The 16,708-nt window shown below is 67.1% G+C and carries 10 protein-coding genes and 2 pseudogenes; 7 read left to right on the top strand and 5 right to left on the bottom strand.

Going from position 1 to position 16,708, the window contains the following annotated elements:
* Nucleotides 1-382 precede the first annotated feature (382 nt).
* The 4 genes and pseudogenes from ACWDA7_RS41235 to ACWDA7_RS41220 all read left to right on the top strand — a co-directional run bounded on the left by ACWDA7_RS41235 (nt 383) and on the right by ACWDA7_RS41220 (nt 2,806).
* Entirely contained in the window at nt 383-853 is a 471-nt protein-coding gene (locus ACWDA7_RS41235; RefSeq protein WP_450611756.1) for a hypothetical protein, read from the top strand.
* 262 nt (nt 854-1,115) lie between these two features.
* On the top strand, nt 1,116-1,763 hold the full coding sequence (locus ACWDA7_RS41230; RefSeq protein WP_450611754.1) for a hypothetical protein: 648 nt from the start codon (nt 1,116-1,118) through the stop codon (nt 1,761-1,763).
* Nucleotides 1,764-1,961: 198 nt separating this feature from the next.
* Nucleotides 1,962-2,252, top strand: a pseudogene (locus ACWDA7_RS41225) (alpha/beta fold hydrolase); the annotation flags it as partial.
* Between the two features lie 29 nt (nt 2,253-2,281).
* On the top strand, nt 2,282-2,806 hold the full coding sequence (locus ACWDA7_RS41220) for an alpha/beta fold hydrolase (protein WP_450611752.1): 525 nt from the start codon (nt 2,282-2,284) through the stop codon (nt 2,804-2,806).
* A 167-nt stretch (nt 2,807-2,973) separates the two neighbouring features.
* On the opposite strand, the gene ACWDA7_RS41215 is transcribed toward ACWDA7_RS41220, so the two are convergent.
* Together ACWDA7_RS41215 and ACWDA7_RS41210 are read right to left on the bottom strand one after the other, a co-directional pair.
* Nucleotides 2,974-3,159, bottom strand: a complete 186-nt coding sequence (locus ACWDA7_RS41215; RefSeq protein ID WP_450611750.1) for a hypothetical protein — start codon at nt 3,157-3,159, stop codon at nt 2,974-2,976.
* 3 nt (nt 3,160-3,162) lie between these two features.
* The gene (locus ACWDA7_RS41210) at nt 3,163-3,585 is read right to left on the bottom strand and encodes an endonuclease domain-containing protein (protein ID WP_450611748.1); all 423 of its coding nucleotides are present in this window, start codon (nt 3,583-3,585) and stop codon (nt 3,163-3,165) included.
* Nucleotides 3,586-4,509: 924 nt separating this feature from the next.
* Between ACWDA7_RS41210 and ACWDA7_RS41205 the strand changes: the two are divergent.
* From ACWDA7_RS41205 to ACWDA7_RS41195, 3 genes and pseudogenes are all read left to right on the top strand, one after another.
* A pseudogene (locus tag ACWDA7_RS41205) lies at nt 4,510-4,876 on the top strand (toll/interleukin-1 receptor domain-containing protein); the annotation flags it as partial.
* Between the two features lie 339 nt (nt 4,877-5,215).
* Nucleotides 5,216-8,713 carry a tetratricopeptide repeat protein gene (locus ACWDA7_RS41200; protein ID WP_450611758.1) on the top strand — a complete coding sequence of 1,166 codons (3,498 nt, stop codon included), beginning with the start codon at nt 5,216-5,218 and terminating at the stop codon, nt 8,711-8,713.
* Nucleotides 8,714-8,891: 178 nt separating this feature from the next.
* Nucleotides 8,892-9,422, top strand: a complete 531-nt coding sequence (locus tag ACWDA7_RS41195; protein ID WP_450611746.1) for a hypothetical protein — start codon at nt 8,892-8,894, stop codon at nt 9,420-9,422.
* 242 nt (nt 9,423-9,664) lie between these two features.
* Here the strand turns inward: ACWDA7_RS41195 and ACWDA7_RS41190 are convergent, their stop codons facing one another.
* The 3 genes from ACWDA7_RS41190 to ACWDA7_RS41180 all read right to left on the bottom strand — a co-directional run bounded on the left by ACWDA7_RS41190 (nt 9,665) and on the right by ACWDA7_RS41180 (nt 15,589).
* Complete coding sequence (locus tag ACWDA7_RS41190; protein ID WP_450611744.1) at nt 9,665-10,534, bottom strand: 4a-hydroxytetrahydrobiopterin dehydratase; 870 nt, start codon at nt 10,532-10,534, stop codon at nt 9,665-9,667.
* Between the two features lie 1,006 nt (nt 10,535-11,540).
* A complete protein-coding gene (fxsT, locus tag ACWDA7_RS41185) occupies nt 11,541-15,197 on the bottom strand; it encodes an FxSxx-COOH system tetratricopeptide repeat protein (RefSeq protein WP_450611742.1) in 3,657 nt (1,218 codons plus the stop codon).
* Nucleotides 15,198-15,202: 5 nt separating this feature from the next.
* On the bottom strand, nt 15,203-15,589 hold the full coding sequence (locus tag ACWDA7_RS41180; RefSeq protein WP_450611740.1) for a toll/interleukin-1 receptor domain-containing protein: 387 nt from the start codon (nt 15,587-15,589) through the stop codon (nt 15,203-15,205).
* Nucleotides 15,590-16,708 lie beyond the last annotated feature (1,119 nt).

Here is a 16,708-nt window from a genome sequence, read left to right as displayed (position 1 = left end):
AGCTCGGCCCGTTCTCAAGCCCGCGGTCGTCGCGCCCCGCAGAACCCCCGCCGCATCCGGCCAGCCATGATGTCCGCAGCACCCGACTGCTTAGATCACCGGTATGACGGACTGGTCCCAGCTCCAACACGCTTACGGCACGGCAGAAGACATTCCCGGCCTGCTCGACGCAGTGAGCCCGGCCCCACAGGACCCAGGCTGGAACGAACTCTGGTCTCGGCTGTGCCATCAGGGCACCGTCTACTCGGCAAGCTACGCGGCCTTGCCTGCCCTCCGAGACTTGGCGCGCCAGTGGTCGCCTGCAGACCGACAGATGCCGCTCTGCCTGGCCGGCTCCATCGTGGCCAGCACGGATCAGCCATACGGCGATCAAGATCCCCACGTGACCTACCCCTCGGAGGTAGCCGACCTGGGGCAACTGACCGAGGAAGCCCTCCACGACCCCGGACTCACCGACGACCCCACCACTTACGTCTACTTGCTGGGCACGCTCCTCAGCTTCGAGGGCGTAGAAGTCTGGGGCGAACAACTCGACGGACTGAACGACGAAGAGTACGAGGTGCCTTGCCCCGCGTGCAGTACGGAGAACTTCATAGTCTTCGGCGAGCACGGCTACTTTTCGACCACAGACAGCATGTACATGAAGCCGACTGCTGCGAGGAAGATGCCTCTGCAACCACAGGCTCCCTCAGCCCTGGAAGGATTGGCTCGAAGGCTCCACGCCCGTGCCCTCGCCGATGGCCAATCCGACGTCGCACAAAGGTTGACCTACGTCTTCGGCAAAGCACAGTGCGCCGAGTGTGATGTGGACTTCAGCGTCGCGGAAGCCGTCATCGCCCGTTGGGACTCGTGATCGCGCCTAATCAACAGAGCGCCGGGGGTCGAACATGTGCGCGAGAGAGGGATGCGCGGACGCGGCCGCGGCAAGCCGGGCAGAGGGGGTGGCCCGGTCCGCCTTTGGGCCAGCAAAGAGTCGAGCAGAGCTGCACCTCATTCTCGTCGTCCCGGTCTTGGACCATACGCCGTGTGTGAGGATCATGACCATGGCGTAGGGGCCTGTCATGCCGTCTTCAGGCGCCGCCCACGGACAGCTAAATGGACGAGTGGGGGATCTCGTGGATGTGACCACGCTTGCCGTTGCGCTCATCAGCGTCGGAGGAACGCTGGGCGGGACTCTGGGAGGGGCAGTGCTCAGCCAGCGCGCCAGCCGGGCCGAAGCGGCAGAGCAGAACCAGCGCGCGGATCGTGATCGGGAACAGGAGCTCAACGAGCAAGCGCTGCAAGCCAAGCGTGATCTCTATGCCCATCTGAACACCACAGCTCGCGCTTACCGGATCGCCGCCCAAGACGCCGTCCGAGCAGCCGAACGCGGTGAAAGCGTCGACCGGGCAGTCCTCGACGCCGCAAAGGATGCCTGGGGCGACCAGTACTCCCAGGCGCAGATGGCACTGGCGAAGGATGTCCTGCAGGTAGCCTCCAAGCTCAACAGGGCGCTCGGAGTCGGTTACTCAGTCGTCAAGCAGTTGCCGAGCACTCCCGACGGGACGTATGAGCGGGCGAAGATATGGTTCAGCGGCCCGCTCTCGGATGGCGTGCACCTGCTGCGGGTCACGCTGCGACATGACCTCGGCGTCGAGGTGGAACCCCATTTCGAGCAAACCCGTGCGCGGATGCTCGCCACGCTCGACAGCGCGCGGAGCAACCTCGAACGGCTACTCGCCGCCGAGCAAGCCCAGGCCACCGGACCAGCCAGCGACAGCTAAGCGCGATTCCAGTAGTCCTGCGAGTGACTGTCGGGGAGCCAGGGGCTGGTCCAGGCGTTGTCGAAGAGCATCACCGGGCCGGCTCGTGACCGCCGCAGCCCCCGGACCGGCCCCTGGCTCCCAGCCGGCTACCGGCAGAACCTCTGGAAAAGCCGCTCAGGCAGCTCTCAGATCAAGGACACGGGAGACGATACGAGTATGGAGCTGCGTCGAGCCGATGGCGGGGTGATCGCGGTCGAGGTGGTGGGGGAGTCGGGCGCGCCTGCGGTGCTGTTCTGCCACGGGTTGGCCGACTCCCGGCTGGCCGCGTACGGCTTCGCGGACGCGGCCCACGCGCTCGGACTGCGCCTCATCGCCCCGGATCGCCCCGGCATCGGCGGCACCGACGCCCGTCGCCTGCCGCGGGTCGTGGACTGGACTGCGGAAGCCACCCTGATCCTGGACGCGTTGGACGTCGACTCGGTGGCGCTGCTCGGCGTCTCCGGCGGCGGCGCGTTCGCGCCGCCTGCGCGTCCGAGTTGCCTGACCGCGTCCGCAGCCTGGTGCTCATCGCGCCCCTTGGCCCGCCTGCCTGGCCCACCCGCGGGATGGCAGCCGGGCAGCGCGCGGCCTTGCAGATCGCCCGGCACGCTCCGGCCTTCGGTGGCTGGTTTCTCGGCCGCCTGGCCACGCTGGCGCGCCGCGAACCAGGGCTGTTCCTTCGCCTGGCGACCAGCGAGATGCCCGCAGGCGACCGGCATGCCCTCGCCCAGTCGGACGCGCGCGCGGCCTTCCTGACCAACTACCTGCGAGCGTTCCACCGCGGCAGCTGGGGAGTCGGGCAGGATCTGCGCGTGCTGACCCAACCCTGGGGTTTCGACCTCGAGTCGATCAGGGTACCCACGTCGATCCACCACGGGGACGCCGACACCACCGTCCCGCTCCAGCACGCCCGCCGCTTCGCCGCGGCGATACCGGGCGCACGCCTCCACATCCATCCCGGCCAAGGCCACTTCTCGATCCTCACCGCACCCGAGCAGACGCTGGCGACACTCGCCGCATAACCGGTCGAGGTCGCCGCCGGACATCACGGCGACGCCGCGTCCGGTGACGACTGGGCCAAGTGGACCCGGTGGACCACAACGCCCATCGCCCCCGGCGGCCACGTCCCCCGTCATGCACAAGACTTCTGGATACGCTCGGTCGACAGGCAGCACGGGTGCGCAGGCTCTTACGCGCCGGGGCTGGGTGAGAAGCCGTCGGATGCATCAGCTGCTCGACGTCCGGGCAGGTGGCGGCGGATCCCGAATTCTTCCAGCACCACGGTGCTGGCCCGCAGTCCCCACTCGGTGATCTCGGTGACGGTCCGGGCACCGGAGGCGACTGCGCGGGCGCAGATCAGCAGCAAGCCGACCACGGGTTACCACCGCCCGCGACGTGAACGCGGGTCAGGTACGCGCTTGCATCCGGGGCACAGGACCCCGCGGACGGCTCCGGTGGCGTGGTCGTGGTCCACTGCGGTGGGCGGCCGGTTGCGGCACAGTGCGCATGTACCGCCTTGCGCGGCGATCAAGAGAGCGAGTTGTTCTTCGGTCAGGTTGAAGGCGCGGCGCAGGCGGCGGTCGCGGGCGCTTCCCGAGGATCCGGCGGCCGGTCCGGCGTCGAACGCCTTTTGGCAGTCGGGGCAGCGGGCCTGCCGGCCGCGGGGCAGGCGCTGCTCGTCGAGGAGCGCCCGGCGGCAGTCCGCACAGCGCACGGCGCGGGATCCGCGGGGCCGCCGGTCAGCAAGCGGGGCGGTCACGCCCGGGTCGGTCAGTCGTTCCCAGGCAGATGTGCTCATCATGGCCCTGGATCCTGGCAGACAGCACCGACAGTCATCACCGGTGCTCCGCTGATATCCCGACGGGCTACAACCAGCGAATCTGGTGGAAGTGGGCCGACCGCCCACACCGCCCCCGGAGCTCTGCCCAGCGAGCTCAGTCAAGGGGGAAGCGGTGATGGTGTCGAATGTGAGCCGATGCGAGTGAGCGGCGAGTGAGATCGTCGGCCTTACGGGTTCTGATTCAAGAAGTTGCAGGTCAGGCCACTCATGGCGACTCGACACAGCGTGCCCTCCGGAGCCATGTGCGCAGGAATTGCGCCGGGAGCACGCGCCGAGTGCCGGTCCGACGGGCTGCAACACCCCGGGGTGTTGCAGCCCGTCGGCGGAGCCGACCTCTCAATAGGCAAGGAGCCGAAGGCGACTTCCGATCTACTCTGCCTCACGAAGTGTGAACTGCAGGACGCGAAACTTCCCCTACCTGATCAAGTGCGGCTCGCTCCGCTCACCGCGCGCGGCCCGACCCCCGGCCGGGCCTGCGCTCCTGTCTCCGCCCCGCTCCAGCCCGGCCGGCGCCCGTGCCGCGCGCACAGCAATCCGCCGCCTGATGCCAGGGAAGGGGTACGTCGCGGCTGGGGCGGTCGGTTCCGCGGCTTTACGGAGCCACTTTGGCGCGAGCCTCGAAGATCATGGCCCCAACGTCGTGCTTTACCGGGCAGGTCCACCACCTGCCCGACGCGCCGGAAGCTTACGGGGCCATGATCACTCGCGCCAAAGCAGCGCCACCCCAAAGCCGCTGCACCGACCTCGTGTGAGACCGCCTGGCTGGCTGGTGCATCCAGTTCGGGCAACAGATGTACAGGGCCCGCGGGTCTTATCGCCGGGCGTCGATGGGTATGAGGCAATCCGGCCATTGCTGGCGTGGGGTCCCGTGGGGTGCCCTAGCGTGTGGCCGGCGTGAAGACCAGTTGCCGGGGCGCTCACTTTCGGCGGGAGTGCCCAGTTCGGGGGTGCGGTGTGACGGGTGCCGGGCGGTACGACGCGTTCGTGTCCTACGCGCATGAGGACAAGTCGTGGGCGACGACTTTGGCGGAGAACCTGCACCTGCTGGGCCTTGATGTGTGGCTGGATCAGTGGGAGGTGGCCGGGGGCGAGCTGGTGGCGTCACGGTTGCAGGACGGGCTGGCGAAAGCCCGGTGCTGTGGTGGCCGTCGTCAGTCGGCACTGGGTGGCGTCCGGGTGGTACGGTGAGGAGTTCGCGGCCGCCGTGACGGCCGCGGTGGCGCGAGGACAGTACCTGATCCCGGTCCTGCTGGGCGAGGTGGAACTGCCGCCGTTCATCGCATCACGGCTGTACGTCGACTTCCGTCATGCGGCATCCCCGCAACAGTATGTGGGGCTGGTGGGGCAGGTGGAGCGGGCGGTGCGGGGGCTGCCGTCGGGGCAGCGTCCGGAACGGGGCGGGCCGCTGAAGCTGCCGGCCACGGCCTACCAGCCGGACGGGCCCACGCACGCGGAGTTGCGGATCGACGCGGAATCGGTGGTGTTCTCCACCGCGGACCGTGAGGTGTCCTGTGCTCCGCAGGGAGTGGACCGTGATCTTGAGCAGAAGCTGTGGGGGCTGCAACGGGCCCGCGCGCGGGCGACGGGCGGGATGACCCTGCGGCAGCTGCCGCTGCTGGAGGAGGCAGCCGCTCCCGCAGGGCCGGCGGGGGCACTGGTCGCTGTGGGGGAGGTGCTGGGAAAGCGGTTCGTTCACGGTGGGGCGGCGAGTGAACTGGCCCGGCAGGAAGAGCTGGCCCGGGCGCGGAATGCGTCGTTGCGGATCGGGCTGGCGGTGGATGATCCGACATGGGTGGATCTGCCGTGGGAGACCCTGACCGTTCCTGGGACGGCGGGTCCGCTGGTGTTGTCGGAGCAGGTGGAGCTGTACCGCACCGTGCGGCGGGACAGCCCGCCGGTGGCGGTGCGGGTGCCGGGGCCGTTGCGGATCCTGGCGGTGGTGGCCAGCCCCGAATCCGGCGGAGGCGAACTCCTCGACTACGAGCGGGAGCTGAGCCGGATCCTGGACGCGGTCGACCCGGCGCGCTCCGGGCAGGGCGCGTATGTGCGGGTGCTGAACTGGGGCAGCCTGGCCGAGATCCGTGCGGCCCTGGAGCAGGAGCGTTTCCACATCCTGCACCTGTCCTGCCACGCCGCCCCTGGGGTGCTGCTGCTCGAAGACGGGCAGGGGCACGCCGACGAGGTCGACGCGCAACGATTCATGGAGGCTCTGCCCGCCGATCGGGGTGTTCCGCTGGTGGTGCTGGCCGGCTGCTCCACCGCCCAAACCCCCCTGCCCCACGATGCGAAGGCATCGCCAGAGCAGCCCCCGGGCGAGGAAGCAGGGAACCCGGACGCGGGCAGCACGGGCCCCGCCGTTGATGGTGATGCGGAGGGGAGGATCCGGGCGGGTCTGGCGCGCGCGTTGCTGGAGCGCGGGGTGCCGGCGGTGCTGGCGATGACCGAAGCCGTCACCGACCACTACGCCACCGAACTGGCCGCAGACATGTACCAGACGCTGGCGCGGGCAGAGCATCCCAACCCGCTGACCGCGCTCTCGAAGGCCCGCCGCACCCTGGAAAAGCGGCGCCGCCAGCTGCCAGACCGGGATCCGCGCATCGGGTGGCCGGAGTGGGCCACTCCGACACTGTTCCTGGCAGGCCCCCCACTACCCCTGTTCGACCGCGCCTACGGCGACGAGCAGGTGCCGGTCGTGCCGGAGACCGTGCTGGATGAGGGCATGGTGGTGCGTAAGGTCGGCGACTTCGTCGGCCGCCGCGCCGAGCTGCGCCGACTGCTATCCGCCCTGCGGGACCCGCAGCGGGCCGGGGTGCTGGTGCACGGGATCGGCGGGGTCGGCAAGTCCACGCTGGCCGCCGAGCTGCTGCACCACTACGGCACAAAGCACCGGCTGGTCGTACCGGTCTCCGCTGCTACGACCCACACCGTCGACGCCGTCCTGGAAACCCTGCGGCAGTGCCTGACCACCCACTGCCTGACCAGGGGGCTGGCGGAGACGGACCCTTTGCGGCAGGTCGCCGTGGCCCTGACGGACGCCCGCACACCGTGGCGGGACCGGTGGGAGCTAGTCCGCCAGATCGTGCTGCCAAGGCTCCCGGCCCTGATGATCGTGGACAACGCCGAAGACCTCCTCACCCCCGCGCCGTCCGGCGAGGGATGGCAGCCGGCCGATGCGGAGCTTGCGGATCTGCTGGCCGCGTGGGCGGCGGCAGGCCCGCGTACCCGGCTGCTGGTCACCAGCCGCTACCCCTTCCACCTCCCCCGACGCACGCACAAGCGGCTCACCGCTCACCATCTGGGGCCGCTGTCACTGGCGGAGACCCGCAAACTCATCTGGCGCCTGCCCGGCCTGGACGCCCTCACCCCAGCCGACCAGCGGCGTGCGTACGCCGATGTCGGAGGCCACCCGCGGGCGCTGGAATACCTCGACGCCCTGCTGCGCGGCGGCCAGGCGCGTTTCCCCGACATCGCCGACCGTCTGGAGGCCGCTCTGGAGGCCCGCGGCGTTCCCGATCCGGAGCGCTGGATGGCAGAGGTCCAGGGTGATCTGGACACGGCACTGGCCGAGACCGTCACCCTCGCGGTCGACGACATCCTCCTCGACACCCTGCTCGACCAGCTCAACGGCGTGCCAGGGGCGCGAGGGCTGCTGGAAGGGATGGCCGTCTACCGCACCCCGGTCGACTCCACCGGAACCGCCTGGCAGCTGTCGGATCTCACCGCACCCCCCGAACCCGCCCCCGCCCTCCACCAGCGCCTCCAAACGGTGAACACCCGGATCGATGAGGCCCGCGCGGCCGCAGCAGGCTCGAAGGACGGCGATGGCCTGCCGCCCGGCACAATCACCGAATACGAAACCATCTGGCAGGAGCTACGCCGGCCACCGGTCGTCCTGGACGCCCAGGCCGAGAAGGCGTTGAGGCGGCTACTGGACCTCGGGCTGATCTCACCGGCCCCCGCGCCCCAGGCCGAGCCGGGCAGCCCACCCAGCGGCCTGACAGTGCACCACTGGACCGCCGACGCCCTCCGAAAACGCGCCCGCCCCGACACCCTCAAAGCCGCTCACCAGCGGGCCGCCGCCTACTGGCAGTGGCGCGTCAACGTCTGGCCCCAGCCACCCACCGACGACATCACCCAGCTCATCGAGGCACGCCATCACCACCACCAGGCAGGCGATCTCAACCAAGCCGACACCGTCACACGGCACGTGTGCGCACAGCTGCACACCTGGGGCGCCTGGGACTGGGAACAACACCTGGCGGAAGAGACCCTCACCTGGCTCCCGGCCCGCTCCCGCCCTGCCGCCGCCCACATCCACCAGCTCGGCAGGATCGCGCAGGCGCGGGGGGACTACCAGCAGGCCGAGGACCACTACCGCGCCGCCCTCACCATCAAGGAGGAGCTCGGCGACCGCGCCGGCATCGCCCGCAGCCACCACCAGCTCGGCATGATCGCGGAGCTGCGGGGGGACTACCGGCAGGCCGAGGACCACTACCGCGCCGCCCTCACCATCAAGGAGGAGCTCGGCGACCGCGCCGGCATCGCCGCCAGCTACCACCAGCTCGGGATGATCGCGGAGCTGCGGGGGGACTACCGGCAGGCCGAGGAACGCTACCGCGCCGCCCTCACCATCAAGGAGGAGCTCGGCGACCGCGCCGGCATCGCCCGCAGCCACCATCAGCTCGGCATCATCGCGGAGCTGCGGGGGGACTACCAGCAGGCCGAGGAACGCTACCGCGCCTCCCTCACCATCGAGGAGGAGCTCGGCGACCGCGCCGGCATCGCCTCCAGCTACGGTCAGTTGGGCGTGCTCCGTACCAAGCAGCAACGCCCCGCCGACGGCGTGCCGTACATGCTGCAGGCGCTGGCGCTTGAACTAGATATCGGAAGGCCGCCCGTCAGGAGCCTTTACTGGCTCGGCCGGCAGAGGGCTCTCCTCGGCGACGACGCCTTCCGCTATCTCCTCGACGAACTGCTGCCGGACGAGGCAGCAGCATCGATCATGAACGCCGTACAACCCCAGGACGAACCTGCGCCACATGAGGAGTCAGCCGACCCGGGCGATCCCACAAGCACAGACCAGACATAGACCACAGCGCGGCATCCCACTGGACGATCCACAGATCCTTCGGACTCAACAACCCGGCATCGACCACGCCGCCGCAGCACCCCGTGTCCTGCCACACGCCGCCATGTGATCTACCCCAGTAACGTGAGTCAAGGAAACCGAGGACAAGACACACCGTCAGCAGCCGAGGAGAACGGTCATGGTGCGCGCACCCAAGAGCGTGGATGTGAAACTGAACCTGCACGTGCTGGAGATCTCCGGCACCTGGGAACCCAACGACGCCGAACGCCGCGCAGCCTGGGAAGTCTACGTAGAACTGGTCACCCGGGTCTCCGTGGTCCCCCTGCGCACCGACGAGGGCCTCCTGCGGGAAGCACTCAGCAGCCTGTACTCCCTCTTCGCCACGACCCGCGACGTCCTGCGCCGACACGGCCCCGAAGTGGCCGAGCCCAAACGCAACGGACAGTACAACTTCGGCTACCTCGCCGTCGCCATGCTCAACTTCGGCATCCGCCCCCTGCTCGCCCGCTGGCACCCGGCACTGGAGGACTGGGAGAACCAGCGCCCCGCCGACCGCTCACGCCGCGACCACGAGCAACTCTGGCCCCAGTCCGACGAACTCCGCGCAGCCCTCACCGACACCCGCCGCATCCTTACCGCCTACGCCGACCTCCTCGCCAGCGCCTGCGGCGTCCCCAACCTCCTGCAAGCCGTACCCACCAGCGACTGACCCACCACGCCTCATCACCCTCGCTGCTTCACGCGCCCGCCCGCACAACCTCACAACGAAGGACATGACGCACAGCAACGGCGCACGACAACCACCACGGCCGCCACCGACATGCCCAGCCCGACAAGCCTCAGGAACCGTCGGAAAGCCCGTGCCAGACGCGTGTTAAGCACCCAAACTTCCCAAGCTGAGGGTGCGACTGGCATCGAAGCGGCATCGCAGTGCCTCGTACGCGCCTCGAGTCAGTCGACGCGATCCGCTTCAGGGAAATCCTCGTATGCTCGCTCGAAATACTTAGCCAGCTGCACATCTCGGTCCGAAATGCGGTGACCGATATCCCAAGTGGTGAGGTAGATCCGAACGGTGCGCCAGATGTTTTCCCAAACCGGATGGTGAATCGCGATGTCGCAACCCGGGGCAGTCACATGCATGAATGAAACTGCGTCTCGGAAAGTCCGAAATCGATACTCGCGGTACAGCCCAACCGCTTCCGGTGTCGCACCCTTGGTCCCCGGTGAGGTTTCGTCGAGCTTACGCTGCTGTATGCGCCATTGACGCAGAGTTCCCCTCAGCGCTACCTCGATCTTCTCCTCACTCAAGAGGTCGGGCAACTCCGGGGCGGGGCGCGGAAACAATCTCGTGCTCCGATCCGACTTCGAAACTCCCAGCAGTCTGATCAGATGCTTCACAATCAGATCAACATCATTGGCGCTGCGCAATTCAATGGCCTGCCGCAACGCAAGTGCTGAAATTGATTTCGGGAGTGATTCGGCGGGAGGCATTATAGCACCCCGAACCAAAATCGGCAGGACGGCCTTATCTGAATCTAATGACTTCTCTACTTCCAAGCGAACCCAGTCGTCTTGCAGGTCAATTCTCCGCCGCGACCACTCGTCAGACGCCGTTATCCAATTCGGGCCGATTACCACAAGTACGGCAGATGCGTTGTCCAGCGCCTGGCGTAGTCGGTCAGGCCAAATGGTTCCTGGCGATACAGAGGATGTGTCCAAGAAAACGGCCGCACCACCCAGATGATCACTCAACTTTTCCTGCAGCAACCAGGCCTCTGCCGCACCATCCTCGCGACGATAGCTAACGAAGATCCGCTCCATCCGATTCCCCTCAACTTGCCACCATACAAGGCTAACTGGGATGCCGCTGGGGGACACCACATCTACTTCCGCAGCGAGCTGCTGCGGTTCAACTACCTGCCCAGCTGGTGAATGCAGCTGAGCCTGCGAAGCCCACAACCAGCCGTTCACCCAGCTCGGCGCGCCATGAGGCCCTGGCGGTCCGCAGCTCCCCAGCCGAGTGTCTCCTATCACTCTCGCCAAGTAGCCTGCGTCTAGTGTGCTTTCCAGCGCTGGAGGTTCCATAAACGCGACCGCCCTCACCAGTCCTGGAGGGGCTGTGGTCGGCGCGGAGGTCTTGGTGTGGCACTGCCCTGAACCAGCAGCGGCCGCAGTCTACGGGTGGCGACTGGCGACGTACGCGTTGACCGAGCTGCTCTGCAATTGTCGGAGCGCAGTGCGCGAGGCCTCGTCCAATCCCTTTCATGGCAGTAACTTTTTGCACCATGAAGACGGACGACGCTCCTATGAAGTCGATCACCTGGACAGGCGTTCTTCGTCACGCCATCCGGCGCCCAACGCTGACCGTGAGGTTGGTGGCGCTCGTGATCGTGAGCGGCATCGTTGGGAGCCTCATACCTCAACCCTGGCAGTCCCTCATCGCCATCCCAGCTGGGGCCGTCGCGGGCGTCTGGATCTTAAGCAGCGTTCACCGAGCTGCCATGCAGCAGCACACTGCAGACGCTGTGACGGACGACGAGCAGGGGCGAAGCTGACATCCAGACCTGACATCAACGATGGCGCACGGCGCACCCGCTGCATGGTCTGGTGCTGCTCGAACCAGCACGTCTGGTGGAAGCGCTGACCGGCCGATGCTCCACTGGAGCCCTGCTCACATCCGGATCTGTTCGACATCTGACGCCGCGGCTGACATCAACAGCAGCGGCCATAGGCAGCTTTGAGCTACCTCTCATGGCCGATGGCTCCGCAAAGTCCTCACTGCTGAGGCCGCGGTGGATCGAACTCCTAACGCGGGGCTCGCCGATATTCACTCACTGGTGTCGGAATCCTCTCCGGAGTCATTCAACAACCCCAGAAGCTCGGCGGTGATCAGGGTGTCGGGGTGGTCCTCGCCCAGCACCCGCCGGCGCCGGGCCAACGTGTCCTCACCCAGCGCGCGAGCCTCCTCGACCTGCCCCACATCCGCCAACCGGATGGCCAGGTTGGAGGCCGTGGTCAGGGTCTCGGGGTGGTCCTCGCCCAGCACCCGCCGGCGCCGGGCCAACGTGTCCTCACCCAGCGCGCGAGCCTCCTCGACCTGCCCCACATCCGCCAGCTGGATGGCCAGGTTGTTTGCGGTGCGCAGGGTGTTGGGGTGGTCCTCGCCCAACACCCGCCGCTGCCGGGCCAGCGTGTCCTCACCCAGCGCGCGGGCCTCCTCGACCTCGCCGAGCGCTTCAAGCCGCACCGCCAGGTTGTTCGCAGTGGTCAGAGTATCGGGGTGGTCCTCACCCAGGACACGACGTTGCCGCGCCAGGGTGTCCTCGGCGAGGGCGCGAGCCTGCTCGACCTCGCCGAGCGCTGCCAGCCGGATGGCCAGGTTGTTCGCAGTGCGCAAGGTGTCGGGGTGGTCCTCACCCAGAATACGACGGCGCCGGATGAGGCTGTCCTCGTCCAGGGTGCGGGCGGCGGCATGGTCGCCGGTGTCGTCGTAGGCGCGAGCCAGGGAGGTAGCGGCTCGCAAGGTGTCGTCGAGGTCGGGGCCAAGGGTACGGATCCATGTCTGGTGGAGGTGCTGGATGCGTTCCAGGGCGACGTGAGCCTGACCGCGCTCCATCAGGTACCGGCATGCTTCGCCGGCGGCGTAGCGCGCGTCGGTGGTGGTGAGGTCGGTGGCGGAAATGGCCAGCAGGTGGGGCAACAGGGCGTGCCAGAGCGGCCAAGTGCCGGGATCGGAGGGGTCGCCGGGCAATGCGGCGGCCAGGAGCCGGCTCGCGTCCTCGGCGGCTTGGGTGTGCTGGTCGGGGGTGAGCTGGTCGCGGAGGACGGCTTGGGTGAGGCGGTGCAGTTGGACGGTGCCGCCGCTAACGCGGGCCAGGCCATGCCGGTCCAGCGCGGCCAGTGTCCGTTGCATGGTGCGGGGGCTAGCCAGGATACGGGCCACCGCGCCGTCGTCCGGGTCGCCGGGCAGTTTGCAGGCGTGGAGGGGGAAGGGGTCGGGGGCCAGGAGGGCGCAGGCATTGAGCAGGGCGACGGCTTCGGGGTCCTGGCCGTTCAGGCGTTGGGTGCTGAGGCGGATCTGGCCAGCCAGGGAGTGCGGGTAGCCCAACGGGGCGCCGTTGTCGGTGGCCTCCGCGGCATTATCAGCGAGCTGGTCCAGATACTGGTCGGGGGTGAACGCGGTCAGGGCCTGAGCAGCCTGCACAAGAGCCAGCGGCAAATCCTCCAGCGCTTCCGCGATCCGGTCGGCGTCCGTATCGTTCAACTGAGGGGTGCGGCTGCGCAGCAGGGCGACGGCTTCCGGGCGGGACAGGGTGTCGACATCGACGGGGGCGGCGAGGCCGTGCCAGCGGGGGTTGCGGGAGGTGATCAGCACATGCCCGGGTCCGTCGGGCCGATACTGCCCCAACGCTGCAGGGTCTTCGGCGTTGTCGAAGACCAGCAGCCACCGCGACCGCCCCCGCAGTTCGTCGGCGAGTGCCTGCAAGGCGTCGTCCACGGAGGTGTCGGGTTGGGCTGCGCCGGTCTCCACCGCGAGGGCGGCCAGCTGGTCGGGAATGAGGGCAGGGTCTTCGGCGTTGATCCACCAGGCCAGTTCGTATTCGTTGCTGAAGCGGTGGGCGTACTCGATGGCCAGTTGGGTCTTGCCGACCCCGCCCCGCCCATTCAACGCCAGTACCGCCACCGTCCCGGTACCGGCCAACCGCTCTCGAGTGCGCACCAGTGCCTCGTCCCGGCCGGTAAAACCGGCATTCCGCCCTGGCAGGTTCCACACCCGCGGCAACCCACTGCCCGGCACACGTGGCCCCGACTCCCCCACCCGCCGCAACGTGCCCCTCGTGCCACGCTGCCCCGGAAACCCCGGACTCGACTCCGACACACCGGCCGGGCCACGCACCGCAGCCAACAACGCCTCCCGTGCCGCCTCCTCCCCCAGACCGAACATGTCCCTGTAGATCAGCGACTTCAGAATGGGCGGAGCCGTCACCTTCTCAATCCGCAGCGGGACCAGCTTGTCCCTCGCAGCCAAGACTGCCGTCCATTCATCCGTGGTGAACCGGCCGGGCTCGAAGTACGCGGCCGAGTACAACGCAACCATCCGGCTGCCCTGCTCCAGCGCCTCGTTCATCCGTAGGACGAAGTTCCCCCCCGCCCCCCAGTGCCAGGTGTCCAGCTCCACTTCGTAGCCGGCGTCCATGAGTTGCCAGGCCACCCATTCAGCCCACGCACGATCCGGCGTCGCATAAGAAATGAAGAGCCGTTCTGCTGCCTGAGCGGTTTCCGGATCGGGCCGACCACTACGAAGGGTTACAAGAACAAAGTGGCCCTCTTGGACAACAGTGGGCTGATCCGTACCCAATGACTCGCAATCACTGATCGCGGTCGGAATTCCGCTGCCCTCCCCCTCGACTAGTCGGGTCCAGGAAAGGAGCCGAGCGAGTTGAAAGTTGCGCTTGACTGACTGCCCCTCCAAATCGCCCAGCGTGTGTGGCACAGAGGATTCAATCTTCCGTCCCTGCCAGTCACCAGGACTGGCTACCTCAAGACGGTCGGAGAACAAACGCACATGGACGCAGGAATCGTCCCGGCTGTAATCGCGATGCACGACCGAGTTCGCGATGATCTCTCGAACGGCGATCATGGGGTAGCGGTAGAACGCCTCCGCGCGTGCGACGTTCGCCGAGGGACGCTCGCCCCTCTGGACGCGTTCTGCCACAAAGTCTCGGGCGCCGATTATTAGGGAGGCTATTGGGCCTTCCAGCGTTACGCCACTTCTGCTCGCCGCACGTGACTCGCCAAAATACTCGACGCATTTCACCATAGAGACAACGGTCCCTGGAGTCGGGTGCTTAGCGAATAGGAGGGCACCAGTGAGGCTTAGTACCCCGTCCACCCATAGCCCGGCACGTTCCAGGAATTCCCAAGGTGTTAGGCTGTGCGGATATTGCTCCACAACCTCCAATCGCAATTCACCACGGAAAGACCGGAGACTGTCGAAGTCGAACTCAGAAATACCGCTGGGCCCATCCAGAAACTGAGGGTTTCCGTTCTTCATGGATCTGGCATTCAGCGCTTCGGGAGGGGAGGCCTTTGGCGGGAAGCTGGCGCGCAAGGCATCCAATAGGTTGGCCATAGCCTGCTCGGAGTCATCACAATAGCGGGCCACAATTGTGTTGACTGCGAGTTGATCGACATACGCGTCTGATTCCCTTTGCACCACGAAGACCCTGGGAGTCCCACTGACTCGTGCCGCATTGACGATCTGATGCGTCCAAGCGCTACCGACGGCCTGTTTTGTTGCACAGAGCACAACGGGGACATTTCTCTTGAGCGCTTGAGTGGCCTCCCCGATGACCGATTGCCCCACCTTCACTGTGCCATTGTGGACCACTTCATAGCCAGCGTCCCGCAACGGTATTGCCAGCGTCTCGGCCAGTGGCGCCTCGCCCTGCGATGCGACGATGTATACCTGCTGTTTTTCCACTGGCGCTACCCGAGTGCATAGTTCAAAGCATTGACGCCTGCTTGCCAGTCCTCAACCAAGTCAGCGTATTGGATATCAGCCAAGATCGCTGGCGGATATCCACCGGTGAGCCGGACTGGAATCAGCCGCACCGAAGCCCCGTTTAGCTGCCGCGCCAAAGTGGCCATCCACTCCCGGTTCATCCAGGGTGCCGCATCATCCGATCCCGAGTAACACAGAATTAGGTGCGAAGCGGTGGACAGACCCTCGTTGATCCTATCGACAATCGAGTCCCCGATATCAATCTTCCATGAGTCCAGCCATACGTCGTGGCCTCGGCGCCGAAGCTCACCGGCCAGCTGTGTCGCCACCACTGCGTCTGCACCGGGATGACTGATGAATACGCTTGCCATGGTAGGCCCTTCGCCTGTCTGTGCGACTCTCGACGGAGGGGCGCACCGGGACGCACACGCCGCCCTGATGTTCCAATTCCCCCGCGCAATAGAGTATTGGGAGGCCGTGAAACCCGACAAGGGGTACTGGCACTTCGCCCTGACCCCGCCACGCGCGACTGGCGGCCATGCCTGTGCAGCGCAACCGCCCTCCTCGATGCGGACGTTGAGCCCGCAGTCGAAGAAGTCGACAGCAGCGGACCGGGACGGACTCCAGACGGCAGGGGATATGCCTGCTATCGGCGCATGCGGTCCAGGCTGAGGTCGTCGAATACCTGGGACGGGAGGACTCGGTGAGTGGCCAGTGCCTCTTGGACCACAGCACGCAGGTCCTCCCCGGGGTGCGCCCGGCGGATCCACACCACGGCCGGGCACACCCGGCCGGGGTGTGGATCCCGCACCACGGACGCCTCGTCCGGTCGCAGCGTCCGACACACCTCCGACACACTCGGTGTCGCGAACGCCCACCGACACGCTCCTCCCGCAGGTCAGAGGGCTGTGAGGGGTGATCTGCGCATTCACTCCGGAGCCATGTGCGCAGGAATTACGCCGGGAGCACGCGCCGAGTGCCGGTCCGACGGGCTGCAACACCCCAGGGTGTTGCAGCCCGTCGGCGCAACCGACCTCTCAATAGGTGCAGGAGCCGGAGGCGACTTCCGATCTGCTCTGCCTCACGAATGTGAGCCGCAGGACGCGAAACTTCCCCTACCTGATCAAGGCGGCTCGCTCCCACTCGTCGAGCGCGGCGCGGCCCCCGACCGGGCCTGCGCTCCAGTCTCCGCCCGCTCCAGCCCGCCCGGCACCCGTACCGCGCGCAGAGCAAGCAGCTGCCTGATGCCAGAGCGGGGGTACGTCGTGGCTGGGGGCGGTCGGTTCTACGGCTTTACGGAGCCAATTTGGCGCGAGCCTCGAAGATCATGGCCCCAACGTCGTGTTTTACCGGGCAGGTCCACAGACTGCCCGACGCGCCGGAAGCTTACGGGGCCATGATCACTCGCGCCAAAGCAGCTCCGTAAGTTGTTGCCTGGCCCGGGAGGGCCGGATGTGGCTCTAAAGCAGCTTGCCGACCGTGGCTTGCCT

Source organism: Streptomyces sp. NPDC001156 (genome assembly GCF_053598275.1).
The sequence above is the reverse complement of the archived record's forward strand: the minus strand, read 5'-3'. Positions and strand labels throughout refer to the sequence as shown.

Bases quoted from the DNA above. Each gene is read 5' to 3' on its own strand.
- ACWDA7_RS41210 (WP_450611748.1), bottom strand. From the start codon at position 3,585: ATGATGAGCACATCTGCCTGGGAACGACTGACCGACCCGGGCGTGACC.
- ACWDA7_RS41200 (WP_450611758.1), top strand. From the start codon at position 5,216: ATGACCCTGCGGCAGCTGCCGCTGCTGGAGGAGGCAGCCGCTCCCGCA.
- ACWDA7_RS41195 (WP_450611746.1), top strand. From the start codon at position 8,892: ATGGTGCGCGCACCCAAGAGCGTGGATGTGAAACTGAACCTGCACGTG.
- ACWDA7_RS41190 (WP_450611744.1), bottom strand. From the start codon at position 10,534: ATGGAGCGGATCTTCGTTAGCTATCGTCGCGAGGATGGTGCGGCAGAG.
- ACWDA7_RS41180 (WP_450611740.1), bottom strand. From the start codon at position 15,589: ATGGCAAGCGTATTCATCAGTCATCCCGGTGCAGACGCAGTGGTGGCG.